20 protein-coding genes are annotated in these 26,380 nt (G+C 72.9%); 7 read left to right on the plus strand and 13 right to left on the minus strand.

What is annotated here, in order from left to right:
* Positions 1-23 precede the first annotated feature (23 nt).
* The 3 genes from ACFC1R_RS18855 to ACFC1R_RS18865 form a co-directional block, all read right to left on the minus strand.
* Positions 24-2,297, minus strand: coding sequence for an ATP-binding cassette domain-containing protein (locus tag ACFC1R_RS18855; protein WP_375939900.1), 2,274 nt, complete (start codon positions 2,295-2,297; stop codon positions 24-26).
* A 188-nt stretch (positions 2,298-2,485) separates the two neighbouring features.
* On the minus strand, positions 2,486-2,848 hold the full coding sequence (locus ACFC1R_RS18860; protein ID WP_375939902.1) for a DUF5132 domain-containing protein: 363 nt from the start codon (positions 2,846-2,848) through the stop codon (positions 2,486-2,488).
* A gap of 300 nt (positions 2,849-3,148) precedes the next feature.
* Positions 3,149-4,843 carry a DUF885 family protein gene (locus ACFC1R_RS18865; RefSeq protein WP_375939904.1) on the minus strand — a complete coding sequence of 565 codons (1,695 nt, stop codon included), beginning with the start codon at positions 4,841-4,843 and terminating at the stop codon, positions 3,149-3,151.
* Positions 4,844-5,054: 211 nt separating this feature from the next.
* Between ACFC1R_RS18865 and ACFC1R_RS18870 the strand changes: the two genes are divergently transcribed.
* The 5 genes from ACFC1R_RS18870 to ACFC1R_RS18890 are packed head-to-tail and all read left to right on the plus strand — an operon-like array spanning position 5,055 to position 11,655.
* Positions 5,055-6,638, plus strand: a complete 1,584-nt coding sequence (locus ACFC1R_RS18870; protein ID WP_375939906.1) for an ABC transporter substrate-binding protein — start codon at positions 5,055-5,057, stop codon at positions 6,636-6,638.
* Positions 6,639-6,652: 14 nt separating this feature from the next.
* Positions 6,653-7,621 (plus strand): ABC transporter permease, encoded by a 969-nt coding sequence (locus ACFC1R_RS18875; RefSeq protein WP_375939908.1) that lies wholly within the window; start codon positions 6,653-6,655, stop codon positions 7,619-7,621.
* Positions 7,622-7,673: 52 nt separating this feature from the next.
* Complete coding sequence (locus ACFC1R_RS18880; protein ID WP_375939910.1) at positions 7,674-9,566, plus strand: dipeptide/oligopeptide/nickel ABC transporter permease/ATP-binding protein; 1,893 nt, start codon at positions 7,674-7,676, stop codon at positions 9,564-9,566.
* A complete protein-coding gene (locus tag ACFC1R_RS18885) occupies positions 9,563-10,354 on the plus strand; it encodes an ABC transporter ATP-binding protein (protein WP_375939912.1) in 792 nt (263 codons plus the stop codon). Before ACFC1R_RS18880 ends, ACFC1R_RS18885 begins: the two co-directional genes overlap by 4 nt.
* Positions 10,351-11,655 (plus strand): NAD(P)/FAD-dependent oxidoreductase, encoded by a 1,305-nt coding sequence (locus tag ACFC1R_RS18890; protein WP_375939914.1) that lies wholly within the window; start codon positions 10,351-10,353, stop codon positions 11,653-11,655. Before ACFC1R_RS18885 ends, ACFC1R_RS18890 begins: the two co-directional genes overlap by 4 nt.
* On the opposite strand, the gene ACFC1R_RS18895 is transcribed toward ACFC1R_RS18890, so the two are convergent.
* The 3 genes from ACFC1R_RS18895 to ACFC1R_RS18905 all read right to left on the minus strand — a co-directional run bounded on the left by ACFC1R_RS18895 (position 11,645) and on the right by ACFC1R_RS18905 (position 15,218).
* The gene (locus tag ACFC1R_RS18895) at positions 11,645-12,730 is read right to left on the minus strand and encodes an alpha/beta fold hydrolase (RefSeq protein WP_375939916.1); all 1,086 of its coding nucleotides are present in this window, start codon (positions 12,728-12,730) and stop codon (positions 11,645-11,647) included. The two genes, ACFC1R_RS18890 and ACFC1R_RS18895, sit on opposite strands and share 11 nt — an antisense overlap.
* Before the next feature lie 306 nt (positions 12,731-13,036).
* Positions 13,037-13,939, minus strand: a complete 903-nt coding sequence (locus ACFC1R_RS18900) for a geranyl diphosphate 2-C-methyltransferase (RefSeq protein ID WP_375939918.1) — start codon at positions 13,937-13,939, stop codon at positions 13,037-13,039.
* Positions 13,940-13,949: 10 nt separating this feature from the next.
* Positions 13,950-15,218, minus strand: a complete 1,269-nt coding sequence (locus tag ACFC1R_RS18905; RefSeq protein ID WP_375939920.1) for a family 2 encapsulin nanocompartment cargo protein terpene cyclase — start codon at positions 15,216-15,218, stop codon at positions 13,950-13,952.
* Between ACFC1R_RS18905 and ACFC1R_RS18910 the strand changes: the two genes are divergently transcribed.
* Positions 15,145-15,324 (plus strand): hypothetical protein, encoded by a 180-nt coding sequence (locus ACFC1R_RS18910; protein WP_375939922.1) that lies wholly within the window; start codon positions 15,145-15,147, stop codon positions 15,322-15,324. The two genes, ACFC1R_RS18905 and ACFC1R_RS18910, sit on opposite strands and share 74 nt — an antisense overlap.
* Here the strand turns inward: ACFC1R_RS18910 and ACFC1R_RS18915 are convergent.
* The 4 genes from ACFC1R_RS18915 to ACFC1R_RS18930 all read right to left on the minus strand — a co-directional run bounded on the left by ACFC1R_RS18915 (position 15,239) and on the right by ACFC1R_RS18930 (position 20,804).
* Entirely contained in the window at positions 15,239-16,651 is a 1,413-nt protein-coding gene (locus tag ACFC1R_RS18915) for a family 2B encapsulin nanocompartment shell protein (RefSeq protein ID WP_375939924.1), read from the minus strand. The genes ACFC1R_RS18910 and ACFC1R_RS18915 overlap by 86 nt on opposite strands.
* Positions 16,652-17,464: 813 nt before the next feature.
* Positions 17,465-17,995 carry a hypothetical protein gene (locus tag ACFC1R_RS18920; protein WP_375939926.1) on the minus strand — a complete coding sequence of 177 codons (531 nt, stop codon included), beginning with the start codon at positions 17,993-17,995 and terminating at the stop codon, positions 17,465-17,467.
* Positions 17,996-18,342: 347 nt separating this feature from the next.
* Positions 18,343-19,431: a tetratricopeptide repeat protein gene (locus tag ACFC1R_RS18925; RefSeq protein ID WP_375939928.1), complete on the minus strand. Its 1,089-nt coding sequence runs from the start codon at positions 19,429-19,431 to the stop codon at positions 18,343-18,345.
* Complete coding sequence (locus ACFC1R_RS18930) at positions 19,428-20,804, minus strand: ATP-binding protein (protein ID WP_375939930.1); 1,377 nt, start codon at positions 20,802-20,804, stop codon at positions 19,428-19,430. Before ACFC1R_RS18930 ends, ACFC1R_RS18925 begins: the two co-directional genes overlap by 4 nt.
* 474 nt (positions 20,805-21,278) lie before the next feature.
* On the opposite strand from ACFC1R_RS18930, the gene ACFC1R_RS18935 reads away from it, so the two are divergent.
* Entirely contained in the window at positions 21,279-22,448 is a 1,170-nt protein-coding gene (locus ACFC1R_RS18935) for a methyltransferase domain-containing protein (RefSeq protein WP_375939932.1), read from the plus strand.
* A 143-nt stretch (positions 22,449-22,591) separates the two neighbouring features.
* Here the strand turns inward: ACFC1R_RS18935 and ACFC1R_RS18940 are convergent, their stop codons facing one another.
* The 3 genes from ACFC1R_RS18940 to ACFC1R_RS18950 all read right to left on the minus strand — a co-directional run bounded on the left by ACFC1R_RS18940 (position 22,592) and on the right by ACFC1R_RS18950 (position 26,250).
* Complete coding sequence (locus ACFC1R_RS18940) at positions 22,592-23,758, minus strand: alpha/beta hydrolase (RefSeq protein ID WP_375939933.1); 1,167 nt, start codon at positions 23,756-23,758, stop codon at positions 22,592-22,594.
* A gap of 692 nt (positions 23,759-24,450) precedes the next feature.
* Positions 24,451-24,978 carry a hypothetical protein gene (locus ACFC1R_RS18945; RefSeq protein WP_375939935.1) on the minus strand — a complete coding sequence of 176 codons (528 nt, stop codon included), beginning with the start codon at positions 24,976-24,978 and terminating at the stop codon, positions 24,451-24,453.
* A gap of 513 nt (positions 24,979-25,491) precedes the next feature.
* Positions 25,492-26,250 carry a hypothetical protein gene (locus tag ACFC1R_RS18950; protein ID WP_375939937.1) on the minus strand — a complete coding sequence of 253 codons (759 nt, stop codon included), beginning with the start codon at positions 26,248-26,250 and terminating at the stop codon, positions 25,492-25,494.
* Positions 26,251-26,380: the final 130 nt, after the last annotated feature.

Here is a 26,380-nt window from a genome sequence, read left to right on the forward strand (position 1 = left end):
GCGGGCGGGTGCTGCTGCGGTGCTCAGGCGGCGAGTTCGCCGGCCTGGAGGTGCCAGAGGGACGCGTAGAGGCCGTGCTGCGCCAGCAGTTCGTCGTGGGTACCCTGTTCGGCCACGACGCCGCCCTTGTCCATGACGTAGATCCGGTCCGCGTGGCGGACGGTGGAGAGCCGGTGGGCGATCACGACCATGGTCCGCTCGGCGGCGAACCTCCGGAGCGTCCGCTGAATGGCCGCCTCGGTCTCGTTGTCCACCGCAGAGGTGGCCTCGTCGAGGATCACGACGGGCGCGTCCTTCAGGATCGCCCTCGCCAGGGCGATCCGCTGCCGCTGGCCGCCGGAGAGGGCGGCGCCGCGTTCGCCGATCACCGTGTCGTAGCCGTCCGGCAGCGTCGCGACGAAGGCGTGCGCCTCGGCCATCGTGGCCGCCTCGACCACGGCCTCGTCCGAGGCGCCGAAGCTGCCGTAGCGGATGTTGTCGGCGATGGTGCCGTCGAAGAGGAAGGGGTCCTGAGCGACGAACCCGATCGCCTGGCGCAGGTCCCGGCGCGTCAGGTCGTGCACGTCCCGCCCGTCGAGCAGCACGCTTCCGGACTCCGCGTCCTGGAAGCGCATCAGCAGTTTGGCGATCGTTGTCTTGCCGGAGCCGGTGGCGCCGACGAGGGCGGTGACCTGGCCGGCGGGGATGGTCAGCGAGAGGTCCTCCAGCACCGGCGGCCGGCCGGGGTAGGCGAACGTCACCTTGTCGAGGACGATCTCGCCGTGCACCTTCTCGCCGTCGAACGGTCCGCCGGTGCCGTCGGCCTCGACGGGCAGGGCGCGCAGCCGCTGGACCCGGTCGTGGGCGGCCAGCGTGCGCTGGTACTGGTCGACGATGCCGCCGAGCCGGTTCATCCGCAGCAGCACCATCTGGGGCAGCCCGATCAGCGGGCTGAACACCTCGAACGGCAGGCTGCCGTTGAGCACCGACCGGCCACCGATCAGCAGGGTTCCGGCCATCGAGCTGGTCGTGCAGACCCGAACGATCTCGGCGTGCCGGATCGTGCTCCGGTCGGTCTGCCGGTTGCTCTCCTGGGCCTCCCCGCTCAGCCGGTCGATGCGCTCGGCCTCGTAGTCCTCGGTGCAGAAGCTCTTGACGGTGGCACCGGCCTCCAGCGTGTTCACCAGCTGGCTGTGCAGCCTGGCCCGGTACTCGCCGGAGACGGCGTAGTCGGCCGCGACCTTGTCCTGGTAGTGGAACGACAGCCAGGCGATGACCGGGATGGGCAGGAACGCGATCCAGGCGATCTGCGGTGCCAGCAGCAGGAACAGCGGCACCAGGACGGCCAGGCTGGTGCCCAGTTGCAGCAGGTCGCTGGCCGAGGTGGCGAAGAATGCGCCCAGCTGGCGGACGTCGTCGGTGAGCGCACCGGCGATCCGGGTGGTCCGCTCGCCTTCCAGGTGCCGCAGTTCGAGGTGCTGCACGTGGGCGTACGTCCGGTTGCGCCAGTCGTGCTCGATGTCCTGGCCGAGCTGGCGCCACTGGAGGTTCGAGGAGTACGAGAGGCCCGCCACGGCGGCGCAGGCGGCGGCCACCAGAGCTGCCAGACCCCAGAGTTGGGCGGACGCGGTGGTCAGACCGACGCGGACCAGCGGCGCGGCCTCGCCCTTGATGAGGACCAACGCGGTCCAGCCGAGGAAGGTGCCGAGCGCCATCTCCGAGATCTGGCAGGCGACCGCCAGCGCGGAGGCGCGGTAGAGGCGCCGGCGGTGCGGTCCGACGATCTCCAGCAGGGGGTGTCGTTCGGCCCCGGACAGGTCGCTGGTCGCGTCGACCGTTCTGCGCCAGGCCGTCCGGACGACGGCCGCGGTGGCCGCCGCCACGCCGCCCAGTGCGACCAGCTGCTTGCTCAGCGCCGACCCACGGATCAGCGCGATCCCGGCCGCCACGCCACCCCCGACGGCGAGCACGGGGCGCACGACGCCGCCATCGGCGCGCGGAACCGGTTCGGCAGCGGGCCGGGTGGCGGCGGCCGCGCCGTTCACGACCAGGGTGACGGCTCGGCGGACGAGTCGGCCGACGTCCGCGGCGGCCACCCGCGCGTCGTGGCGGACGAGGACCCCGCCGGTGATCGGGTTGGCCTGTGCCTCGGTGATCCCGGGGATGCGCCGCAGGGCCGCGGCGAGGATTTCGGCCGCCTGGGGCCGTCCGAGAACCAGCTTGACGTCCCAGCGCTGGCGGCCCGGAATGACCGAGCGCGGGCGCACGTCCACATCCACGGAGCGATAACCGGCTGCGGCACCCAGCAGAGATGGCATGTGTACGATCACCTGTTTGCGGAGGTCGCCGAAAACCGTCACGGGGATGACGGATTACTGCGACGGAGTGGAAGTTCTGGAGAGAGAAGTGATGCGGCCGGCGAGCCTGCGGCCGACCCCGCATGGACGGGTACTCCCGGGGAACGGGAAGCCCGTCCACGCGGCGGCCGGTACCGCCGGGCACTCCGTCAGTGCGCCTTGCCGACGCCGGCGGTCGTGCGGATCTTCGGGGCCCTCGCCTCGGCCTCGGCCGCGGCCCGGTCGGCGGCCTCGTCCTTCCCGCCGCTCGGGGTGGCGTTCTCGGTGGGCCGCCGGTCGTCGCTCGAACGGGCTACGACGTCACCGGCGATGATCTGTGCCGCCACCACCTCGGCGGCCACCTCGGCCGCGAGGTCGTGAATGTTCTCCCCGGCCTCGTGGGCCGCCTTCTTCACCTCCATCGCGAGACCGACGGACGTCTTGACGACGCCGCGAAGCAGCGGCTTGAGGAGACGCTTGGCCAGTGGCGCGACGACAAGGCCGATCAGGAAGGGCGGTACTACGGGTGGCATGATGCTCCATCCTCTCTACGCATACGTATGACAGGGACCCCGGGCACTGCGAACACCGGAGCAGCGCACAGCTGGGCGGACGGAAGAACCCATTGTCGGAATTCGCGAGTTCGACTGCCGCTCCGAATTCCTCGTGAATGAGGTTCACCGCCCGCTCTTCCGCCACCGTAGTCGAACCAGGTCCATCGAGGCCAAACAGTCCCCGCCGGTTTCACTCATGCGAGTGCTCCCGACCTTTCCTATTAGCACGGATTTCCGTATGCGCACTCACCAAACGAGCCAATAGGATTATTTTCCTACTTACTGAGGCTTTCCGAGCTCACGGGCCACCCGCTGCCGCAGGGCGGGGAACGGCAGTCCGCCGCCTCCCAGCACCGCCTCGTGAAAGGCCCGCACGTCGAAGCCGGCACCCGGGTCGACTTCGGCACCGGCCCGCAGTCGGCAGAACTCCAGGTAGCCGGCCCGGTAGGAGAGCGCCTGCCCGGGCAGGTCCGTCGAGTACCGCAGCAGGTCCGAGGCGATCTGGTCATCCGACTCGGTGGAGTTGGCGCGCATGAAGTCCCGCGCCTGCTCCAGGCCCATCGTCCCGAGGTTGAGCCCGGTGTCGACGACGAGGCGCTGCGCGGTGAACCGCTCCTGCGCGAGGCGCCCGTACGCGTCCCACGGGTCGTCGTAGAGGCCCATCTCCCACCCCAGACCGGCCGCGTACTCGGCCCAGCCCTCGTTGAAAGCCGTGAACCCCGCCACCTCGCGGCGCAGTTGCGGCAGTCCGAGGTCCTCCGCCTGCCGGGCGAGGTGGAAGTGGTGCCCGGGAGCCAGCTCGTGGTAGATCAGCGAGGCCGAACCCAGCAGCGACCGCCGGTCCAGGTCCGAGCCGTTGTAGCGGTAGTGCCCGATGGGGCTGGCGACGGTCGGCAGCTCGTAGTACCCGAAGGTCATCCCCGCCTCCAGCGCCGGATCCAGCCGGGCCAGCCCGTACGGCGCGGCCGGCAGCACGGCGAACCACCGCGGCAGCAGCGGGGCCAGCCGGTCGAGGTGGCCGCGGTAGCGCGCCTCGACCTCCTCGGGCGTCCGGGCGTACAGGCGGGGCTCGGTCCGCAGCCGGTCGTGGAACTCGCCCTCGGAGCCCCGGAATCCGAGCAGGCCACGGACGTCCCGCATCCGCTCGGCCAGTTCGCGGCACTGGTCGCGGCCGAGCTCGTGGAGCCGCTCCGGCGGCGTGTCACCCCCGGCATGGAGCCGGGCGAACTCCCGGTACGCCTCCTCACCGCCGTCGTACTGGGCCCAGCCGACGGCCTGTGGAGCCTCGCGCCGATAGGCCGGATCGTCGACGACGGCGAGCAGGCGGTCGAAGGACGGCGCCAACTCGGCGCGCACCAGGCGTCGCACACCGCCCCGAAGCCGTCCGCGATCGGCCGGGCCCAGTGCGCCGAGCCGGCCGTCGTCCACCTCCGCCCGGCGGACGACCGACTCCCGCAGACCGGCGACGGTGGCGCGCGCGCCCGCGAGAGCGGGGGCCGGCACCCTGAAGCCCCGGTCCGCCTGCCCCGCCACCTTGTCGCCGATCGAGCTGACCACCCCGGCCAGTTCGTGCACCAGCACCAGGTAGCGCTCGACGTCGGACCGTCCGGAGAAACGGAAGGGACACAGGACCGCGTCGGCGTACTGGGACAGCGAGAACAGCCGGTACGGCGTGGCGGCGGGCGTCAGCCAGTAGCAGCGGAGGGCGCTCAGCTCCTGCTCAGCCAGCCCGGCGAGGAACTCGGCGGTGTCGGCGTCGGCACCGGACAGCTCCACGCCGTCGAGCGCCCGCACCCGGGCCAGGACGCCCTCGGCGAACCGCGCCCGCTCCTCGGCCTCGGCGAGCGACACCCCGGGCAGCGTCTCCACCGGGAGCCCCTGGCGGACCCTCAGCAGTGGGTCGCGCTCCAGCAGGAACTCCCAGTAGTGGCCCGTCAGATGACCGATCTCGCGACCCGGTTCGTTCGTCCTCATGCGGCCAAGTGTGGCGATGACGGACGGTCCGGTCGCCCGGTCCGGGAAGCAGCGGCCGCACTATCCCTCGAACGGGCGAATCGCGCCGGTCGCTCCCGCCCGCTCCCACGGCTCCCGGCCAAGTCGGCAGGCGCCTTTGCGTCATTCGAACGCGCTTTTCGCACAGGCGAGTTGACTCTACCTCGGCACGTCTTGGTGACACCATGGCGCCATGCCCCGTCGCACCCCGCCGGTCGCCCTGGCGGCCACCGTGACCGCTGCGGCCGTCGCGCTGACCGGCTGCGGCAACGTCGCCCGGTCCTCGACGAGCACCCCCCTCGTGGACCGAGGGACCGTCCGGATCGCGGCCGCCAGTGAGATCGCCAGCTTCGACCCCTACACCGCCTTCGGTACCGGTCCGGCCCGCTACGCCTACGACTCGCTGGTCGACGTCTCCGCCGACGGCACCCTGGTCTCCGGCCTGGCCTCCTCCTGGGAGGCCACCACCACCACGGCCACCTTCACCCTCCGCCCGGGGATCACCTGCTCCGACGGCACCCCCCTCACCGCCACCGCGGTGGCCCGCGCACTGACCTACGCCGGCGACCCGGCCAACCAGCTCGCCGGCGCCCAGGCCGTCCTCCCCGGCGTCCCGTACACCGCGAGCGCCGACGACTCGACCGGCACCGTGTCGGCGACCACCGCCGCTCCCTTCCCGTTCCTCACCCGAACGCTCGGGCTGCTGCCGATCGTCTGCCCCGCCGGCCTCGACCGGCCCCGGTCCCTGGACCGCGCCACCCGGGGCACCGGACCGTACGTGCTGACCCGCTACACCCCCGGCGGGCCGTACGAGTTCACCGTGCGCGACGGCTACACCTGGGGGCCGGCCGGGGCGACCACCGCGGAGAGCGGTCTTCCCGCCCGCATCGTCGTCTCCGTGGTGCCCCAGGCCTCCACCGCCGCGAACCTGCTGCTCACCGGTGGCGTCGACATCGCGACCGTGAACGGACCCGACCGCACCCGGCTCACCGGCCGCGGCCTGGCCGCCGCCGACGTGGCGACCGTCGTCGGGCTGACCTTCTTCAACCAGCGCCCCGGCCACCCCCTCGCCGACCCGGCACTGCGCCGGGCCCTGGTGTCCGCGCTCGACCGCCAGGGACTCGCCAACGTCGCCGTCGGCGGCACCGGCACGCCCGCCACCGACTTCGGCGCGCAGGGCTCCGTCTGCCACGCCGACCTCGCCGCCGCCAACCTGCCCGCACAGGACGCCACCGAGGCGCTGCGCGCAGCCGGTTGGGCCCGCGCCGCCGAGGGCCGGCTGACCAGGGACGGCCGGCCGCTCCGGCTGCGCCTGATCACCTCCCCCGACCTCGGCCCGACGCTGTCACCCGTCGCCGAGCTGATCGCCCGGTCCTGGACGGAACTCGGCGTGGACGTCGAGCTGGTCACCGAGAGCCTGCCCGCCCTCGTCAACGCCATGTACCAGACCGGCGACTTCGACGTCGTGGTCGGCACCTCCCCCGGCTTCGCCCTGCCGGTCGGCTTCGTCCCGTTCTTCTCCGGTCCGCCCCCTGCCCAGGGCCTCAACTTCGCGGGCGTGGTCAATCCCGAGTACGACTCCCTGGTCGCCCGGGCGCTTCGGGAGACGGACGCCGAAGGCTGCGCCACCTGGAACCGGGCCGCCGCCGTGCTCTTCCGCTCGGCCGACGCCCTGCCGATCGCCGACGACTGGAGCACCGTGTACGGGCGCCGCACCACCTTCGCCACCACCTTCGGCGGCCAGATCATCCCCACCAGCATCCGCCTGCACCGATGACCGGGGGATCCAGCGTGTCCGTACCCCGCCTTCTGCGGCACCCGTGGACGGTGTTCCTCGGCCGGCGCACCGCCCGGCTGCTCCTCTCGCTCGGGGTCGTGCTCACCGCGTCGTTCGCGATGATCCGCCTGGTGCCCGGAGACCCGGTCCGCGCGGCGCTCGGCGTCGACGCCTCCCCCGCTCTGGTGGCCGCGCGTCGGCACCGACTCGGGCTCGACGCACCCTTCCTGTCCCAGTACCGGCACTATCTCGACGGCCTCGTGCACGGCGACCTCGGCACCTCGCTGGTCACCGGGACACCGGTCGCGGAGCTCGTCCGCACCCGGCTGCCGGCCACCCTCGAAATCGCCGGCCTGGCCTTCCTCGTCACCCTCGCCGTCGCCCTGCCCTGCGGCCTGCTCGCCGCCGTCCGCACCCGTGACGGCCGGCACCCGCGCAGCGAGCTGGCGTTCACGACGCTCACCGCCGGCCTGGCCGGGATCCCGGACTTCGTGCTGGCCACCGGGCTCACCGCGCTGCTGGCCGTCGGTCTCCAGTTGCTGCCGGTGGCCGGAACCGCGGGCGCCGGGTCCTACGTCCTGCCGGTCCTCGCCCTCTCCGCGGCGCCCACCGCCGTCCTGGTGCGCATCGTCCGGGTGGAGGCGCTGAAGGTCCTCTCCGAGGACTACATGCGCACCGCACGGGGGAAGCGGCTGTCACCGGTGCGCCGCCACCTGCGGCACGCTGCACCGAACATGGCCACCGCCGCGCTCACCGTCGCCGGCGGCCTGCTGCCCGCCATGATCGCCGGCACCGTGCTGGTGGAGAAGGTCTTCGCCTGGCCCGGCATCGGTTCGGCGATGGCGCAGTCCGTGGGCTCGCAGGACTACCCGGTGATCCAGGCGATGGTCCTGATCCTGGGCACGACCGTCCTGCTCGCCGCACTCCTGGTCGACGTGCTGCTGGCACTGCTCGACCCGCGTTCGGCGATCCGGGAGAGCTGAGGAGCCGATGCCCCTTCCCTCGTTCCCTCCCGTCAGGCACCTCCGCTCGCCCATGGCCTGGGTCGCGACGGCCATGCTGGCGTCGCTGGTCGTGCTCGCACTGGCCGGCCCGCTCCTCTGGGGCACGGCCGCGGACCGCCCCGACACCTCGGCGGTGCTGCAAGGCCCCTCCGCGGCCCACCTGTTCGGCACCGACGGCCTCGGACGGGACCTGCTCGCCCGGGTCCTGACCGCCTCCCGGCCCTCCCTGCTGCTCGCGCTGGCCGCGACCGCGATCGGCGCGGGTACGGGCGTCCTCCTCGGCGCGTCCACCGCCGTCGTCGGCCCCCGCACCCGCCGCCTGCTCGCGGCACTGGTCAACCTCCTGCTCGCCTTCCCCGCGCTCCTGGTCGCACTCTTCCTCGCGGTCGTGTTCGGCGCGGGCGGCGGCGGGGCGATGCTCGCCCTCGCCGCCGCCGGTGTGCCCGGTTTCGCCCGGCTCGCCCAGACGCTCGCCGCCGCCGTCGCGGGCACCGACCACCTGGCCGCGGCCCGGGTCCTCGGCCTGCGCCGGCACCGGCTGCTGTGGCGGCACGTCCTGCCCGGCATCGCCGAGCCGCTGCTGCTGAGTGCGACCACGGCGGCGGGCACCTCCCTGGTCGCACTCTCCGGGCTGAGCTTCCTCGGCCTGGGCGTCCAGCCGCCCGGCTACGACTGGGGCCGGCTGCTCGACCAGGGACTCGACCGCATCTACGCACAGCCGCTGCCCGCCCTCGCGCCCGGCCTGGCCATCCTCTACGCGGCGCTGACGTTCCAACTGCTCGGCGAGGTCCTGGCGGGAGGCGTCGCCCGGCGCAGCCCTGCCCCCCGCACGCCCCGGCGACCGATCGCGCCGAGCGGGCCCGCCGAGGACGGTCTCGTGCTCCAGGTCGAGGACCTGAGCGTCGAACTCCCCACCCCGGACGGTGTGATCCGGCCGGTTCGCGGTGTGAGCCTCTCGCTGCGGCCGGGCGAGATGGTCGGGCTCGTCGGCGAGTCCGGCTCCGGCAAGTCGCTCACCGCGCTCGCGATCGCCGACCTGCTCCCCGAACGAGCCCGGGTGTCCCACCGGACCCTCCGTCTGCTCGGCGCCGACCTGGGCACCATGACGCCGAAACAGCGCGACCGGCACCTCGCAACCGGCCTGGCGACGGTCTTCCAGAACCCGGCCACGGCGCTCAATCCGTCGCTCCGGGTCGCCACCCAGCTCACCGAGTCCGCCCGGGCCCACCTCGGCACGGGCCGCACGCAGGCCTTGCGGGACGCCTCGGACGCCCTGCGCCGGGTGGCCCTTCCCCCCGCCCTGCTGCGGGCACGCCCCCACCAGCTCTCCGGCGGCCAGCGCCAGCGCGTGATGATCGCGTCGGGGCTGATGGTCCGGCCCGGCCTGATCATCGCCGACGAGCCGACGACCGCCCTCGACGTCACCGTGCAGCGACAGATCACCGAGTTGCTCTCCGACGTCCGGCGGGACACCTCCGCCGCCGTCCTGTTCATCAGTCATGACGTCGCGCTCGTGGGCGAGTCGTGCGACCGGGTCCTGGTGATGTACGCGGGAGTCATCGTCGAGGCCCTGCCCGCCGACCGGCTCGCCACGGCCGCCCGGCACCCCTACACCCGGGCCCTGGTCGGGTCGGTGCCGGACCTCCACGCGGACCGCGACCGGCCGCTGCCCACCGTGGCGGGTGCGCCGCCCGATCCGCGCTCACCAGCCCCGGGCTGTCCGTTCGAGCCCCGGTGCGCGTACCGGCAGGACCGCTGCGCGCAGGAGGCTCCGCCGCTGGACGGCCTCGACGCGGTCCAGCGGGTCGCGTGCTGGCATCCGCCGCAGGTGGGAGAGGCTCAGGTGAGGGCGGGCCGGACGGGAGCGGACCAGGTGGGAGCGGACCACGCGGAGCCGGACCCGGTGCAGGCGGATCCGTCATGACCGACCTGCGGATCCGCGACCTCACCGTCCGCCACCACGGACCCCGCGGCCCGGTCACCGCGGTGGACGGCGTCTCGCTGGAGGTCCCGCCCGGCACCACGCTCGGGCTCGTCGGCGAGTCCGGCTCGGGGAAGTCGAGCCTGGCCCGCGCGGTCGTCGGGCTCACTCCGGTGCACGGCGGACGGGTCCTGCTCGACGGCGAGGAGGTCCGCGTCCACACCGTTCGCGCCCGGCGTCGGCTCGGCCGCCTGGTCCAGGTCGTCCTCCAGGACCCGGACACCGCGCTCGATCCCCGGATGACGGTCCGCCAGACCCTGGTCGAAGCGGCCACCGTCTTCCACCGGCTCGACCGGTGGGCCCGGACCGAACGCGTCACCGGCCTGCTCGAACTCGTCGGGCTGGACCCCGTGCTCGCCGACCGCCTGCCGCGGCAGCTGTCCGGCGGCCAGCGCCAACGGGTCGCCGTCGCCCGCGCCCTGGCCGTCGAACCCGGGCTCCTGATCGCCGACGAGATCACCTCGGCGCTCGACGCGTCGGTGCAGGCCTCCGTCCTCAACACGATGCGCGACCTCCAACGGCGGCTGGGGCTGTCCATGCTGTTCATCGGCCACAACCTGCCCGCGGTCTGCTACGTCTCCGACGCGGTGGCGGTGATGCACCGCGGCCGGATCGTCGAGACGGCTCCCACCGAGCTCCTCCTGCGCGCCCCGCAGCACCCGTACACGCGGACGCTGCTCGCCTCCGTGCCCCGGCTGTCCGGTTCGCCGACCTCCCGGAGGCCCCGGTGACCGCGGGCCGACCGGACGCGGTGGTGGTCGGCGCCGGTGTGATCGGCGCCGCCGTCGCCCTCGAACTCGCCCGCACCGGACGACAGGTGGTCGTCGTCGACAAGGCCGGCGCGCCCGGCCACGGATCGACCAGCGCCTCCAGCGCGATCATCCGGTTCAACTACTCCACCTTCGACGGCGTCGCCACCGCCTGGGAGGCCCGCCACCTGTGGACGTCCTGGCCCGGACACCTGCGGCTCACCACCCGTCGCCCGCTCGCGGCCTTCCGGCGCACCGGCGCCGTACTGCTCGACGCACCCGTCTTTGAACCGTCCCGAACCACGGCCCTGTTCGACCGCGCCGGCGTCCGCTACGAGCGGTGGGACAGCCCGACGCTCCGCAGGCGCCTCCCCGGGATCGACCCCGGGCGCTACTGGCCGCCGAAGCCGGTGGACGACGAGGCCTTCTTCGACGGCCCGACCGGTGAGCTCGGTGCCCTGTTCATCCCGGACGCCGGGTTCGTCGACGACCCCCAGCTCGCCGCCCAGAACCTCGCCGACGCGGCGGGCGAGCTGGGTGCACGCTTCCTGTTCCACCGGACGGTGGTGGCCGTCGACCGGCACGGGGACCGGGTGGCGGGCATCCGCCTCGCCGACGGGGCACGGATCTGTGCGCCGGTCGTGGTCAACGCGGCCGGCCCGTGGTCGGGAGGCCTCAACCGGCTGGCAGGCGTCGGGGGCGACTTCACCATCGGCGTGCGTCCGCTGCGTGAGGAGGTCCACCAGATCCCCGCGCCGAGCGGCCGCGCGGACGGCCTCGGCCCCGTCCTCGCCGACCCCGACCTGGGCGCTTACCTGCGACCGGCCGCCGGAGGCCACCTCCTCGTCGGCGGCACCCAGCCGGCCTGCGACCCACCGGAGTGGATCGACGACCCGGACGAGGCCGACCCGCGCCCCACCGCCCACCGCTTCCGCGCCCAGGTGACACGCGCGGCCCGCCGCTTCCCGGAGATCAGGGTCCCCAACCGGCCGCTCGGCGTCGCGGGCGTGTACGACGTCGCCGACGACTGGACCCCGATCTACGACCGCACCGCCCTGGACGGCTACTACGTCGCCATGGGCACGAGCGGCAACCAGTTCAAGAACGCCCCGCTGGTGGGCCGCTTCCTCGCAACCCTGATCGACCTGGTCGAAGCCGGCCACGATCACGACGGCGACCCGGTCCGCTACCGCTGCGAACACACCGGCAACGTCGTGGACCTGGGCGCCTTCTCCCGTCGGCGCCCGATCCGGGCCGACTCCGCCCGTACGGTCATGGGCTGACCACACGCAGCTCCCGCACCAGGTCCTCGACCACCCCGACGACGAACTCGGGGGACTCGGTCGGAAAGTCGTGGCCGGTGCCCTGCGGTGTGTACACCACCCGGGCCGCTGTCGACGCCGCCAGGTAGCGGGTCCTGGCCCGGAGGTAGAAGCGGGCGATCCGCTCGGCCTCGACCGCGTCCCCGGCGGCGGCCAGCACCGCCTCGCCTCCTGTCAGGTCCCGGGGTATGACCAGCACCAACGGCAGGTCTCCGAGATCCCCGTCGTACACCACGGTCTCCCAGCCCACCTTGGCCAGGCCGGTGGGCGAGAGCTCGCCGAAGATCGATGCGGCGGCGCAGTACTGGCCGGTCCGGCCGCCACGGCCACGCTGTGCACCGAACAGGTGCCGCACCGCGGTCAGCAGGAACCTGCGGCGCATGCCCGCGACCAGCCGGCTGGGCGGCGCGAAGGCAATGACCTCCAGCGGCGTCGGATCCAGCAGCACGAGCCCGGCCACCAGGTCGGGGCGCCTCCTGGCCGCGTTCGCGACCAGCAGCCCGCCGAAGGAATGGCCGACGAACAGGTACGGGGCCCGCTCCCCCGCCGCCTCCAGCGCAGCCAGCAGCTCCTCCGCCTCGGCCGCCGTCGTCCTCGGGAAGGGCCCGACGTCGCTTCGGCCCGAGCCGAACCGGTCGACCAGCACCGAGCGGGTCCGGGCCGCCGTCATCGCGTGCAGCTGCCCGAACTCCTCGCCCGGCGCGTGCCCGCCCGGCATCCAGACCACGGTCGGCCCGTCCCCGGCAACCCCCTCGGCGAGGACGTGCATCCGGTGCCCACCCACCTCGACCAGCCGCCCCGACGGCCGGCCCGCCCCCGCTCCGCGGCCCACCAGCACCAGGTGCCGCACCGCACCGACCGCCAGCACCACACCGACAGTCACCGCTAAGCACCCGAGTGCCACCGCCCAGACCTCACCGACCCCGAACAGCCCGGCACCCGCACCCCCCGCCACCAGCAGCGCGACCGGCACTCCCAGCCAGTCCCGGCTCAGCAGTGCGAGCAGGGCGTTCCCCGCCCGTCCGTTCCGGCGCATCGGTCCTCCTCGGCGTCCGAGAGCCGACCTCTGCTCGTCTTCTTCCCCCGTCCGTACCCCCTGACGCGACCTGTGGACACACCATCGGCGAACACACCACCGGACGGGCCTGCGACCGGCTTCGTGGACGGGAACCAACGAGCACGCGCCCAGGGCGGGGGGACGTGGGGCGCAGGGCGGTACGGACAGCGTGAGCGACCGCAGCAGGGGCGGTGCGGCACGACGGGACGGGCGGCCCCGGGCCGGAGCCCGGGACCGCGCCACCGTTGCCGACGGCCTGTCAGCCGATGACCGGCCCGGAGAGGTTCACACCCGGTCGGCCGCGATCATCAGGTAGTGGAAGCTACCCTCCTTGTACGCGGTGAGGAACGCGTCCTCGATACCGCTGGCCACCGCCGCCTGCGCGCGCAGCTCCCAGTAGGGGATGGTCGCCGCGGTCAGGTCGACCACGCTGATCGGCACCAGGTCGTTCGCCGCCATGGCCGCGAAGTAGTCGCTGCGCGGGTGGATGTCGCAGATGTAGTGCGCGTCGATCTGGCTGACCGCGCGGGACGGCTGGCGGCCGTGGACGTCGTTGAAGCAGCCGGTGATGGTCACGTACCGGCCGCCGGGCTTCAGCACCCGGGCGTGCTCGGCGAAGAGCTTGTACAGGTCGACGTACATGGTGCTCTCGTTGTTCCAGACCGCCTGGAACGTGGCGTCCGGGAACTCGTTGTGCAGCATGTTGCGGAAGTGGAACGCCACCTTGTCGGCCACACCCCGCTGCCGGGCCTGGCCGTTGGCGAACTTCACCTGCTCCTCGGAGATCGATATGCCGTCGACCCGGCAGCCGAAGCGCTGGTTGGCCATGAAGCCGGTGCCGCCGCGGCCGGAACCGGCGTCCAGGATCCGGTCGGCCGGGCCGAGGTCGCCGAGCCGGTCGAGCAGGTAGTCGGCCTGGGCTGCCTCCAGCCGGTGCAGCTCCTTGACGATCCGGTCCTCGCGGCCGGCCGGGTCGCCCTCCAGGACGGACCACTCGACGTCGCCGAGGCCGTAGTGGTGGTGGTAGGTGCCGTCGACCTCGCCGAGGCGGATGTTGACCGGGTGCTTCTCCTTGTTCCAGTACTCAGCCACCGACTGCTGGTACCTGGTGGTGAGCACCGAGGCGGCGTCGTCGTCGGCCTCGTCGGCAGTGGTGGTGATGGTGGCGGTGGTTTCGAGGGTGGTCATCGTTTCTTCCTCAGCTCTGGTTGTAACGGGGGCTGCCGGCGTGCCACTCCTTGTTGCCGCCGAGCCACGCCCACAGCGCGCCCAGGTAGCGGGTCAGCACCGGGTCACCGGTGAGGCTGAGGGCGGCGGCGGAGGCTTCGAAGGAGTGCACGAGTTCGTTGTGCAGGTCGGCGGAGCGCTGGACCGCCTCGGCGGACGTGCAGCCGTCCTCGGCGGCGATCACGGTCGGCAGGTTGTACTCGACGCCCTGCGCGCCGTCCTCCTTGTGCATCGAGTACACGTCGTTGAGCAGTACGGAGGCGAGCGCGGCCTGCAGGGTCGCCCGGCGCACCTCGGGGGCGCCGTAGACCTGGGCGGGCAGTTCGTAACCGCCCATCACGTCGACCAACGTCATGCACGGCAGGAAACTGTTCATCTGACGGTTCGCCAGGTACTCCCAGACCGCCGGCGGCCGGCCGCCGATCCGCCAGCCGGCCTCGGCGTCCATGCCGAGGAAGAGCCCGGCGATCTCCTGCCGGAGCCGGTTGATCTGCGCCCCGCTGGCGTACTCCGAGAGGTCGGCCACCGAGCGGCGCAGCGCGTTCCAGACCGGCGAGGCCTCCATCGCCCGCCGGTACGCCTCGCGGTGGGGTCCGGGCAGCTGGGCCGGGTCGATCGCGGACTGGGCCAGCATCAGCTGCGGCCCGAGCCGCTCCGGGTGCTCGCCGGTGGTGGCCTCCTCGCAGAAGTAGTCGTCGACGGCGAACTCCGCCGCCATGCAGCGCCCGGCCGCGAGGAGGCGGGCCGGATCGTCGGTGTCGGGGTGGGTGAGCATCAGCAGGCGCCCGAAGTCGGCCTGCCGGAACTTCTCCAACTGCTCGGCGTAGATGCCGACTTCCTCGGCCCAGTGGACCAGGCGGTCGTTGACTTCCCGGGCCAGCGCGGGATCGTCGCGCAGGTGGGGCGGACAGTAGAGCTCGGGGAGGGCGCGGCTGTCGCTCGCGGTGGGCCTGCCGGGCATCGACGCGCTGCCGGGGGCCGCTGCGGGCGCGGTGCCGGAAGCCGGCGCGGGTGCAGTGCGCGGACGCAGCAGCTCGGCAACGCGGGCGGCGGAGGTGCCCAGCCCGGTCGGGCCGGTCAGGTGCGGACTCCCGGTCGGGTAAGGGCGGCCGGTCGGGCCGGTCGGGCCGGTCGGGTACGGATGGCCGGTCACGGATACGGAGCCGGTGAACGTTGGGCTGGTGAACGCAGGGCTGGTGAACGCAGGGTCGGTGAACGCAGGGTCGGTGAACGCTGGCATCGGTTCTCCTGGGTGTCGGGTCAGGACCGCGGTGCAGCGATGTCGACGTTCTCCAGGATGCCGACGGCGTCCTGGACCAGGATCGCCACCGAGTAGTACGCGGTGACCAGGTAGCGCATGACCGCCTTGTCGTCGATGCCCATGAACCGGACGTTCAGGCTGGGCTCGAACTCGTCCGGGATACCGGTCTGGTGCAGGCCGATCACACCCTGGTCCTGCTCGCCGGTGCGCATCGCGACGATCGAGGAGACGTGACCGTCGGCGATCGGGATCTTGCCGCACGGGAAGATCGGCACGCCGCGCCAGGCCGGGACCTGGTGGCCGCCGACGTCGGTGCTGTCCGGGTAGATGCCGCGCTTGGTGCACTCACGGAAGAACGCGGTGATCGCCTTGGGGTGGGCGAGGAACAGGTCGGTACCGCGGCGCATCGACAGCAGGTCGTCCATGTCGTCCGGGGTGGGCGGTCCGGACCAGGTGTTGATCCGCTGGTCGTAGTCGGCGTTGTGGAGCAGCCCGAACTCCCGGTTGTTCAGCAGCTCCCACTCCTGGCGCTCGCGGATCTCCTCGACGGTGAGCCGCAGTTGCTGCTGCAACTGGTTCATCGGGTCGTTGTAGAGGTCGGCGACCCGGGTGTGCATCCGCAGGACGGTCTGGGTGAGCGACAGCTCGTACTCGCGCGGCGCCAGGTCGTAGTCCACGAAGGAGCCGGGGATCTCGGCCTCGCCCTCGTGGCCGGCGGCCACCGCGACCTCCACCTCGCCCTTGGAGTTGACCTTCCGGGCGCTGTTGGCGAGGAACCTGTCGATGTGGTCGCGCAGCGGCGCGCAGCGGTCGGACAGTTCCCGGAAGGAGTCCCAGGGCAGCACCAGCATGGTGCCGGCGGTGGCCGCCTTCACGGTGGCGCTCCACTGCGGCTCACTCTGCAGCAGGGCCTCGTCGCCCAGGTGGTCGCCGTCGGCCAGCACGCCCATCGTCTTCTCGGCGCCGTACTTCCCGGTGCCGAACCGGTCGAGCCGGCCGTGCGCCACGATGTAGACCTCCTGCACCGGGCTGCCCTGCTCGACGATGACGTCGCCGCTGCGGAACTCCCGGACGGTGAACCGTCCGGCCAGCTCGGCGAGGACTCCGATGTCCTCGAAATCCCGCAGTGCCGGAATCTCGCGCAGCGTCTCGGGAATGATCCGGACGTCGTCCGCACCCGCCTGGACGAAGCAGACCCGGCCCCGGCCGACGGCGAGCGAGAGCCGGCGGTTGACCCGGTAGGTACCGCCGGACACCTGTACCCACGGGAGTCGGCGCAGCAGCCAGCGTGAGGTGATCCCGCGCATCTGCGGCGCGGACTTCGTGGTCGTCGCCAGGTTCCGTGCGGCTGCGGTGCTGAGGCTGAGCCGGACGGAGTCCGGGAGGGGGCGGGTTTCCGGTTCCGAGGTCACGGTCTCTCCTGAAGGAAGTCAGAGCGGCGGGAATTCAAAGACGTGTGCATGACAATGTGCGCGCAGCGGCGCGCCGCGCCCCACTGCACCGGACGGTGCGGCGGGGCGGCGTGCCGGGACTGCGCGAAGTGCCGACGAAAGCCGTCGGATCAGTGAATTGAATGACCGTCAGAGATTTCCGAAGACCTCCGAGCGGCAGTGCCAGACGTTATCAACGTTGGTCGACACAGCATGTGAGTGCGACTGGAACCAGCCAACTTCGCTCGGCGCGAGCAGACTGCTCCGGACCGGAGGCCGAACGGTTCCGCCAGCTCAAAGCACCTGACCGTGATCCGGGCGGGCGACACGGAGTGGCCCGGCGAGGGGATCCGGAAGGTGACATTCCGATCCTGACGGGCCGGACGAGCCGGTCCTTCCCCGTTGCAGCAAGGAGCGTTCGCCGCCGGGTGCTCGTACTGCGGGGGCGGTGTGCGCAGCCGGCGCACAATGCGGAGGGCCTGGCCGGAATCCAACAGCGGGTGTCCGCCGACGGCCTGACGAGCCGCTACAGTGCGGGCCTTTCCGACGGGGCCTCGAACACCGGCGCGTCGGATGCGTGCGGCACTGCGGCAGCCGCCGCTCGGGCCGTGGACACAACCGTCCACCCCCACCGCGTTTTCGGCGGCCTCCGGCGACTGCGTCGCCACTCAACCACCACCACGCCCGCCCTGGCGGGGACCAAGGTGCGGTGCACTGGACGCCCTCGGCGTGCTCACCCCGGCGCGGCCCTCCCGCGAGCACGAGGGCCCAACCCGGGAGAGCCCGTTGCCGAGGTCACTTCCCGTCCGGCACCGGCTGCCACTTCCCGGCCTCCGCCTCGGCCCACTCCACCTCGCCCCGCCACCGACGGTCGGCCCGGCGCCGACGCACCCACAGGACCCCCGCGGTGGCGAATGCCAGCACGGCAACCGGCGTGAACACCACGACCACCGGATTCACCCAGCCCGGCACCAGTTCGGTGCCGCTGTCGGCGCCGTACATCACGCACTGCTCACTGATCGGGAACAACCGCTCCCTGATGTAGTCACCGCCGACCCCCCGCAGCGCACAGGTCTCGTCCGGTTCGTTGCCGAACCCCGAGAGGATCCCCTGGCCGTAGGCACAGCCCGCCACCGACGCCGCCACCAGGCCCGCCAGAACCGCGGTGCCCGGTGCCTTCCACAACTCCGGCGCCCGGAAGGCCGATACCAGCCGAGCCAGCAACCAGAGGCCGGCCACGGCTCCGACGAACGGCGCGCTCACCAGCCCCATGGCCGCCAGCGCCAGCAGCTCCTCCAGCCCCTGGGAACCGGATGCCGGCACCACCCCGGACGCCCCCGTCACCACCGTCAGCCCCCCGACGTCTCGCCCCCACCGAGCATGACCGCCCAGCGCTTTGAACGCGTTCAATATAGCGATGCGGTGAACGGCACCTCAAGCCGACGGCGTCGGCGCGGCAGTCCGCTATCCGCTATCCGCAATCCGCAGTCCCAGCCCACGCTCGAACCCAGCCGCGTTTCCCGCACCGGAGCGGGCCGCACCGGACCGGGCCGCGCCGCACCGACCGCGCACCGAACCTGGCGGTGTGCTCGCGGACCCACAGGGCCCCTCCGCAAGCACCGCCCGTGGGCACCGCCCGGCCTCGAACGGCGCCCCGGCCCGGCGCTACCCGCTCACGAGCGGATCGCCGCGCGCTCGAACCACACGGTGAGCAGGGTCGGCACCAGCGCCACCCAGAACAGCACCTGCGGGACGAGGCGTTCGGACCACGGCACGGTCACGATGACCACGGCGGTGAGCGTGCACCACGCCGACTGTCCGACGATCAGCCGCACCCAGCCGACCCGCCGAACCAGCGACCACAGGCTCATCCGCACCCCGCTGCGCATCCCCCGGTAGCGGCGCCAGGCGCCGAAGCCCCAGACGGCGGCCATCAGGACGAGCGCGTAGAGCCGGGTGCCGAGCGGGCCCGGCAGCGCCGTCGGGTCGTCGCCGGTCGGGAAGACCCGTGCGGCGAGCGCCGCGATCACCACACAGAGCAGCGCGAGCCAGCGGGTACCGCGCAGCATCCGGAACACCGCCCGGTCCAGGCCCTTGCGCAGCCCGTGGGCCTGGGGGTCGGCGGCGAGCGCGGTGGCGTACGCGTCGGCGGCGGCCGGCAGCCTGGAGCCCGCGCCGGTCAGCGGCGGTGCGGCGGCGTCCGCCGCGACGTGGGCGGCCCGCTCGCCGAGCGCCCAGGCGTTCTGCGGGTCGATGCGCAGGATCTCGAGCACCGCCTGCCGCACCACGTCCGAGCGGCCGTTCATCAGCCCGGCCTTCCACAGCGCACTGTGCGCACCGACCGAGTCCGGGGCCATCCGTACGGCGGTCGCCGCCGCGTCGAGCACCTCGGGCCAGCGCGGCTGCCAAGCGCCCAGGGCCTCCGAGAGGGCGACGTATCCCTGCCAGCTCTGCGGGTCGATCCGGAGCGTCTCGTGGGCCTCGGCCAGCGCCTCGTCCGGTCGGCCGAGCCGCCGCAGCGCGTACGTGCGCATGTAGTGGGCGTCGAACTCCTCCGGCGCGAGGGCGAGCGCCTCGCCGGTGGCGGTGAGCACCTCCTCGTACTCTCGGACCGACAGGTGGCACCGGGCGAGGCGCACCCAGCCACGTACGTCGGCCGGGTCCTCGGCGAGCCGCCGGGCGAGCAGCGTGCGGGCCTCGTCGAAACGCTCCAGCTCCATCAGGGCTGCCGCCTGCTCGACGAGCGGGTGTGGTGCGGTCACAGTCTCCGTGCTTTCTTCAGGTAGGCGAGCAACTCGTCGTACGCGCCACCCTCGTTGGCGAACATCGCCACGTTGCGGGCGGCCGCGAACCACGGCTCGGTGGACGGCCGGATCGTCTTCGCGGCGCCCAGCAGGTCCTTCGTGTTGATCATGCGTACGGTGCCGGTGCGCGCGGAGTCGAGCAGCGCCGACTCGGCCGCGCTCTCGCAGACGTGCGCGAGGTCGGCGCCGGAGAAGCCGTCGGTGGCCTTGACCAGCTTGCCCAAGTCGACCGATTCGATGGGGCGTTCGCGCAGGTGGTAGCGGAGGATCGTGTCGCGGGCCGGGCCGTCGGGCGGCAGCACCAGCAGTGTGCGGTCGAGCCGGCCGGGGCGGCGCAGTGCGGTGTCCACGTCCCACGGGGCGTTGGTCGCGGCGAGCACGAACACCCCGTCGTTGACGTCGCCGACGCCGTCCAGCTCGGTCAGGAGCTGGTTGACGGTGTTGCGCATGCCGCTGTGCTGGGTGCGGCTGCGCTTGGCGCCCAGCGCGTCCAGTTCGTCGAGGAAGACCACGCACGGTGCCTTCCGGCGGGCGGTCTCGAACACCTCGTGCATGTTGCGCTCGGAGTTGCCGACCCACATGTCGAGCACGTCGCTGATCGACACGGAGATGAAGTTCGCGCCGAGTTCCCCGGCGACGGCCCGGGCGATGAACGTCTTGCCGCAGCCGGGCGGTCCGTACAGGAGCAGCCCGCCGCGCAGGCTCTTTCCGTACAGCCTGCGCAGTTCCGGGTTGCGCATGGGTGCGAGGAAGGCGGCCTCCAGGCGGTCCTTGACCTCCTGCATCCCGCCGACGTCGGCGAGGCGCACCGCGTCGTCGGGCGCGTCCACGTCGTACGCGTCCGAGTCCCCCGGGTCCCCACTGCCGTCGAGGGCGAGCGGTGCCTTGCGGGCGTCGGGTTTCGGGACGAACCGGGGCGGGAGGACGTCCCCGACCTCCTGCTCGGCGGCGGCCCAGTCGAATCTGCCGCCCGGCTGGACGGGAGCCGCAGACTGCTCGGCGGGAGGCTGCCCGGCGGGCGCCGCAGGCTGCCCGGCGGAAGCCACCGGCTGCTCGATGTGGGGCTGCCCGACGGGCGCCGAGGGCGCCGGCCCGCCCATCGCCCGCGCCATCAGGGCCCGCGCCTGCGCGTCCGCGGGGGCCTGGCTGAGCGCGACGGCCACCTCCGCCACCGCTGCGTCACCGTGCCCGGCACCGAGCAGCAGCTCGGCGAGGTGCAACCGCAGGGGTACGTCCCGGGGCGCTGCGGCGACGGCCGCGCGCAGGCTGCCGATCAGCGGGGATTCGGCGGCCGCGGGGCCGCTGGAGGAGTCGGGGGTTTCGTCGAGCATGGCACCACCCTACGAACCCGCCGCGCGCCCGCGTCACGCAGGTTCCACCCTGCCGGGACACCCGGAAGCCTGTCCCGGCAGCACACCGTGACGGGCAGTCACCACACCGTTCGGCTGCCCGCGGTTCTCCGGCTGACGGGTCGTGTGGTGCCGCTGAGCTCGGGCGAGCCGCAGTGGCCGTGGCCGGTGGTCGGCGCGCGGGCTCCGGGGCAGCACTCCCACGGCTCCGTCCAGTTGCACGGCCGGAGTTCCCGCGCCGCGCCGTGCGCCCCGTGCGCCCTTCCCGCGCGTCAACGACCCGGGCATGCTGGGGCGCGCTGTCAGGACGGCAGCCTGCAGACGAGGGAGGTACCCGTGGGGAGCCACGAGAAGCCGCCGCCACCACCGAGCGAGGGCACCCCGCCTCCGGGGAACTCGGACGGGCAGGTCCCGGCTCCTCCGCCGGGCAGCGGAAAGCACAAGAAGTAGGGCGTGATGACGGCGGCGGAGGCCGGACTCGACCTGGCGGCGTACCGGGCGCGGCTTGCCGGGGCGATGGAGCAGCGGGGCGCGTGGCCGGAGCGGTCGGCGTGGATCCGCGAGGCGGTTGAGGCCCTGCCCCGGGACCTGTTCGCGCCGGATCGGCTGTGGCGATGGGACGGGCACGCGTACGTGCCCGTCGACCGTCACGGCGACGGCCCGGCGTGGGCGCGGGAGTTGTACGGCAGTCCGGACGACGCGGCGGTCACCCAGGTGACCGGTGGCCTGGCGACATCCAGTCTGTCCTGCCAGGCGGTCGTGGTCGACATGCTGGACTCGCTGCTGCTGGACCCCGGGCAGCGGGTCCTGGAGCTGGGGACCGGTGCCGGCTGGAACTGCGCTCTCGCCGCCCACCGCGCCGCCGGGGACGGCCTGGTGACGAGCGTCGAGGTGGATCCGCGGCTGGCGGCCGCGGCTCGGGTGCGTCTGGAGAAGGCCGGGAGCGCCGCGCGGGTACGGGTCGGCGACGGCGCTGCCGGATGGCTGGCCGGTGCCCCGTACGACCGGGTCATCGCCACGTACGCGGTCGAACGCGTCCCGTTCGCGTGGGTGGAGCAGTGCGTCCCGGGCGGACGGGTCGTCACCCCTTGGGGGCGGCTGGGGCACGTGGCCCTCACGGTCGCCGACGACCGGCGCTCGGCCACCGGCTGGATGCAGGGCCTGGCCCAGTTCATGCCCACCCGGACAGGAGCAGCCCCTGCCCGCACCTACCGGCAGATCCGCGGGCGGAGCGATCCGCGGCACCGGCGCCCGGTCGACCGGGACCTCGGTCCGCTCCGCACCGACTGGGACCTGCGGTTCGCGCTGCGTGTCGCCCTGCCCGAGCTGGACGTCACCACGGCCGTGGACTCCGACGGGACCTCGGCGTGGCTTCACGACGGCCGCGACTCCTGGGCCGCGCTGTCGGCCAGGACCGGCGGCGGCGCCGTGGCGCACCAGGGCGGGCCGCGCCGGCTCGCCGACGCGCTGGAGGCGGCCTGGCGGCAGTGGGAGGACGACGGCCGGCCCGACGTGTACGAGTACGGGATGACCGTGACGCCGGGCGGGCAGTTCGTGTGGTGCCGCGACCCCGAGACCGGGCCGCGCTGGCCCGCGTCCAGCCGGAGACCCGGGGTCACCGGCTGACGACTTCCGGGGGTGACGGTCCGCCCGTGGCGGGTGTCCACGGCACCCGGTGTGCGTCCTGCGGCCCGGCCGGGTGACGGTCCGCGGGATTCGGGGAGGACGCCGGCGGTGCCCGGGTGACCGCTCGGTTCCGGGGTGCGGCCTCAGAGCGCCGGGGGCTGCGGCGCGGCGGCCGCGTTCGGGTCGGTCAGGTGGTTGCTGAGCCAGGCCAGCGAGGCGGGCAGCATCCGGGACCAGGTGTTGAAGTTGTGCCCGCCGCTCTCCAGCGTGATCGATGACACGTTCATCGGTCGCTGCACCGCGTCGATGAACGCCTCGGTGGCCCGGTAGTAGTCGCCGTCCCCCTTCTTCGTGCCGCCGACCAGCACCGCGACCGACGGCTGCGGGTGGTGCGTGAGCCACCGGATCAGGTCGGCCGCCTCCCGGCGTTCCCGGCTGCCGCCGAAGAGGTCGCCGGTGTCGGAGCCCTCGTCCGCCTTGTAGTAGCCGGAGAGCGAGACCGCGGTGGCGAAGGCGTCCGGGTGCTTTATCGCGAACTTGAGCGCGCAGTAGCCCCCGGTGGAGTCGCCCATCACCGCCCAGCCGTGCGGATCGGCGGCGACCCGGTAGGAGGCGCGGACGGCGCTCGGGACGTCCCGCGTGAAGTAGGACTCGGTCTGCGGACCGCGCGGCACGTCCTCGCACTCGGTGTCCCTCGGCAGCACCGGCGAGGGGCGCATCATGACCAGGACGGTCGGCTTCATCTTCCCTTCGTTGATCAGCCTGAGTTCGGTGGCGGGGTAGTTGAGGTTGGTGATCAGGTTCTTGGCGATCCCAGGGAAGCCGGTGATCGCCACCATGGCCGGGAACCTCTTGTCCGCGTAGGCGGACTGGAAGTACTGCGGCGGCAGGTAGACGTAGCCCTCGGTGCTCAGACCGGTGGCGGCTCCGGGGATGCTGACCCGCTCCAGCCGGCCGACCACGGCAGGCTCCCGGCTGACCGTGCTGCCGCCGTGCACATGCTCCTTGCCGAGCGTCTGCACGCCCGTCGGCTTGCCGTCGTTGGAGAACTTGTCGTGGATGGTGACCGCGCCGTCCTGGCCCGTGCCCAGCAGGTCGGACCAACTACCGTAGAAGGAACCGTAGTTGTTCGCGACCAGCGCCAGCGTGCACACCACCGCGAGCTGGGTGCCGAGGATGGTCGCGATCCGGCCGAGCACGACCGCCCAGCCGCTGCCGGCGAGTCTCGGCCAGAGCCGGACCGTCCCGGCCATCATGAGCAGCGAGACCAGCGCGGACAGCGCCAGCACCTTGTGCGAGGTCAATCCCATACGGCGTTCGTTCCCATTCCCTGACGCGGCGACCGAGGCACCGCCCTTGCATCCCCGCCCCGGCTGCCCGGACACCGACAGGGGCGGCGTCCCACCCGCTGAGGGTCCGGACGGGCCGGACCGATCTCGTCGGAGCAGTGGTTCACGTCCCCGTCGGTGTCCTCATCGGCCCGGACGGGCCGGACGGTGAATCCTCCACCCAGTGAGACGTGACGGGACGTCACTCTCGTTGCACGCGTCTTCACGCGAATTCGGGCGACTGCGCGGAGGGGAACCGGCTGCCGGGTCCGGGCCGGCTGCGGGGCCGACCCGGTACGCGGCAGGCGGCAGGCGGCAGGCGGCATGCGGCATGCGGCATGCGGCATGCGGCATGCGGGGAGCCTCGCGAGGCGGGAGCCCCCCGGGTGCGCCACCTGCCGTCACGCGGTACTGCGCCACCCGACCCGCCACCGGCGCAGCCAGGCCGTCAGTGCCTGCCAACCGCCGGTGGATGCGCGCGGCGACCCTGCGGTCACGGTGGTCCAGGGTTCACGGTCACCGGACGCAGGGTCAGGAGGCTGATCACGGAAGCGGGCGCATGAGGCACGTGGCCCGACGTCCTCCGGTTCGTACCCTTCTGCCTCGTTCCGCTCCTGAGCGCGGATCGCACCTCCGGCACGTGTCCACCGGGGCCCGATCCCCAGGCGCGAGGGCTACTTGCAGAACTGCTTGGCCGCCAGGGCCGCTCCGTCGGTGAAGCCCATCTGGTAGTTCGGGTCCACTGTGGTGAGGCTCTGCGGTGGCTTCGCGGTGCAGTTGGCCTTGATCGCCGCGAACCCGTCCGAGAAGCCCTTCTTGTACTGGCTGTTGGCCGCCTTCTGGTCGTTCTTCAGCCCGGGCGTGCTGCCGCAGCTCACGGAGCCGTCCTTGTCGCCCGTGACGGTGTAGCGGCCGGGCCCGAGGTTGTTGATGGAGAAGGACCCGTTGCTGAGCTTCGCTCCGCCTCCTCCGTTGCCTCCGGAGAACGACACGCTGTCGGACTTGAAACCGGAAGCGGAGAGGGTGAACTTCGGGTCGTCGGGCTTCGAGTTGGCCGAGTCCTGCGTGAGCAGGCATCTGGCTTTGGCGGGGGCGAGGGCGGGCGCCTGCGCTGCCGCGCCGTGCGCGGCGACGGCCGGCCCGAGGGCCAGTGAGGACAGGAGCACTGCGGTGAGCATCGCGGGACGACGGGTGCGGATCATCGTTCTTCCTCCCGGGGCGGAAGGGACACGCCGGTGCGGCGGCGGCCCTGGCGACGAAAAGGTAGGGGACAGGCCGGGACGCACATGAGCACACTGCCCGGGCTCGGGAACCGTCGCGGTTCACGCCTGGTCCACGGATCAAGGGCCGTCCGGGACTCCGTGTGCCGCAGTGTGCCGCGCTCACTGCCCCGGCCCGACCGGACGTGTCGTCGCGGGGCGACACGCGCCGCCGCGCGGCGTCCGCGCGGTCACACGTGGACCGGTGTGCTCTCCCTTCCTTCCATGCTCCGCCGCCCTCCCGGGCATGTCCACCGGAGTCGCAGCCGCCCCGCGTCGCGGCCCCCGGTGGCACAGCGGACCACGATGCTCCCCCTGAATCCATGGATACCGCAGCTCAACGACACTGTTGCGGCTACCGGTCGCGACCGCACCGGCCCCCAGTCCCCCGCACCCGTCCGTCTCCCTGTCGCACCGCCTACCGCGACACCGACCGGAGGACGGAGGAGTCGGCCTTCACCGGATTCGTCGTCCGCCGGCTGTTCCTCCGTGTCCCGGGGCGGGGTCCGTCGGCCTGGGCGGCAGGTCGGCGTGGTGGACCGTGAAGCCGCCCTGGAGGACCGGGGCGAACGGGGCGGGGGCCATGCAGGTGCCGACCACCGGCTGGACGGGCACGCCTGCGGCATCGATGTCGAGGTTGGCGACGCCCCAGGAGAAGCCCAGGCGGTCCTCGCTGTGGCCGGGGACGTCCTTCCTGCCTCCGTCGTAGACGCTGAAGCCCACGCGCTGGCCGACGTTGCCGATGTCCGACTTGGTGATCACGGCGGTCAGGGTCGCGGTCCGGCCGCCTGTCACCAGGCAGTCGACCGTGCCCTCGGCGGTGTAGGTGACGTTCTGGGCAGCCGAGTGGTGCGAGTACCGGACCGTGCCGCGCGCATCGGTGGGCATCCCGTTCGCGAGCTCGGGATTGCCTGGTACGGGCCGGGTGTAGGGGGCGGACACGGCGTCGAACGTGAACCGGATCTCGTCGTCCTGGGCGTACGTGTAGAAGATGCGCGCCGAGCCGCTCACGCTCGCCGGCTGCGCGGGCCGCCCGGCACCGTTCGCCTCGGGGCTCTGGGCGGCCGAGGCCGAGGTGACGCCGCCCACTACCGCGAGCGCCAGCCCTGCCGCAGCCGCGGCAGCGCCGGGCCGACGCGTCCTCGGCGCCCGGGGGCCACGCGCGGCGGAGCCGCCCGCAGAGGAGCGGTGCGGCGGGAATGTCGGACGGAACACGGCGAACTCCCTTCATCGGCGGCCCTGGTGGCCACCGCTCGGTGTTGCACCCAGCCTCGCCTCCGTGGCCTCCCCCGGACCATCTGCCGATCGGCGGATCCCCCGGGGCAGTGGGCGACCCGGCTCTGCC

Origin of the sequence: Kitasatospora sp. NPDC056138 (assembly GCF_042264695.1) — a bacterium.
In the GTDB taxonomy this organism is placed as follows: domain Bacteria; phylum Actinomycetota; class Actinomycetes; order Streptomycetales; family Streptomycetaceae; genus Kitasatospora.

Excerpts from the sequence above, each read along its gene's own strand:
- ACFC1R_RS18855 (WP_375939900.1), bottom strand. The coding sequence starts at position 2,297 with ATGCCATCTCTGCTGGGTGCCGCAGCCGGTTATCGCTCCGTGGATGTG.
- ACFC1R_RS18860 (WP_375939902.1), bottom strand. The coding sequence starts at position 2,848 with ATGCCACCCGTAGTACCGCCCTTCCTGATCGGCCTTGTCGTCGCGCCA.
- ACFC1R_RS18865 (WP_375939904.1), bottom strand. The coding sequence starts at position 4,843 with ATGAGGACGAACGAACCGGGTCGCGAGATCGGTCATCTGACGGGCCAC.
- ACFC1R_RS18870 (WP_375939906.1), top strand. The coding sequence starts at position 5,055 with ATGCCCCGTCGCACCCCGCCGGTCGCCCTGGCGGCCACCGTGACCGCT.
- ACFC1R_RS18880 (WP_375939910.1), top strand. The coding sequence starts at position 7,674 with ATGGCCTGGGTCGCGACGGCCATGCTGGCGTCGCTGGTCGTGCTCGCA.
- ACFC1R_RS18885 (WP_375939912.1), top strand. The coding sequence starts at position 9,563 with ATGACCGACCTGCGGATCCGCGACCTCACCGTCCGCCACCACGGACCC.
- ACFC1R_RS18895 (WP_375939916.1), bottom strand. The coding sequence starts at position 12,730 with ATGCGCCGGAACGGACGGGCGGGGAACGCCCTGCTCGCACTGCTGAGC.
- ACFC1R_RS18900 (WP_375939918.1), bottom strand. The coding sequence starts at position 13,939 with ATGACCACCCTCGAAACCACCGCCACCATCACCACCACTGCCGACGAG.
- ACFC1R_RS18905 (WP_375939920.1), bottom strand. The coding sequence starts at position 15,218 with ATGCCAGCGTTCACCGACCCTGCGTTCACCGACCCTGCGTTCACCAGC.
- ACFC1R_RS18930 (WP_375939930.1), bottom strand. The coding sequence starts at position 20,804 with ATGCTCGACGAAACCCCCGACTCCTCCAGCGGCCCCGCGGCCGCCGAA.
- ACFC1R_RS18935 (WP_375939932.1), top strand. The coding sequence starts at position 21,279 with ATGACGGCGGCGGAGGCCGGACTCGACCTGGCGGCGTACCGGGCGCGG.
- ACFC1R_RS18940 (WP_375939933.1), bottom strand. The coding sequence starts at position 23,758 with ATGGGATTGACCTCGCACAAGGTGCTGGCGCTGTCCGCGCTGGTCTCG.
- ACFC1R_RS18945 (WP_375939935.1), bottom strand. The coding sequence starts at position 24,978 with ATGATCCGCACCCGTCGTCCCGCGATGCTCACCGCAGTGCTCCTGTCC.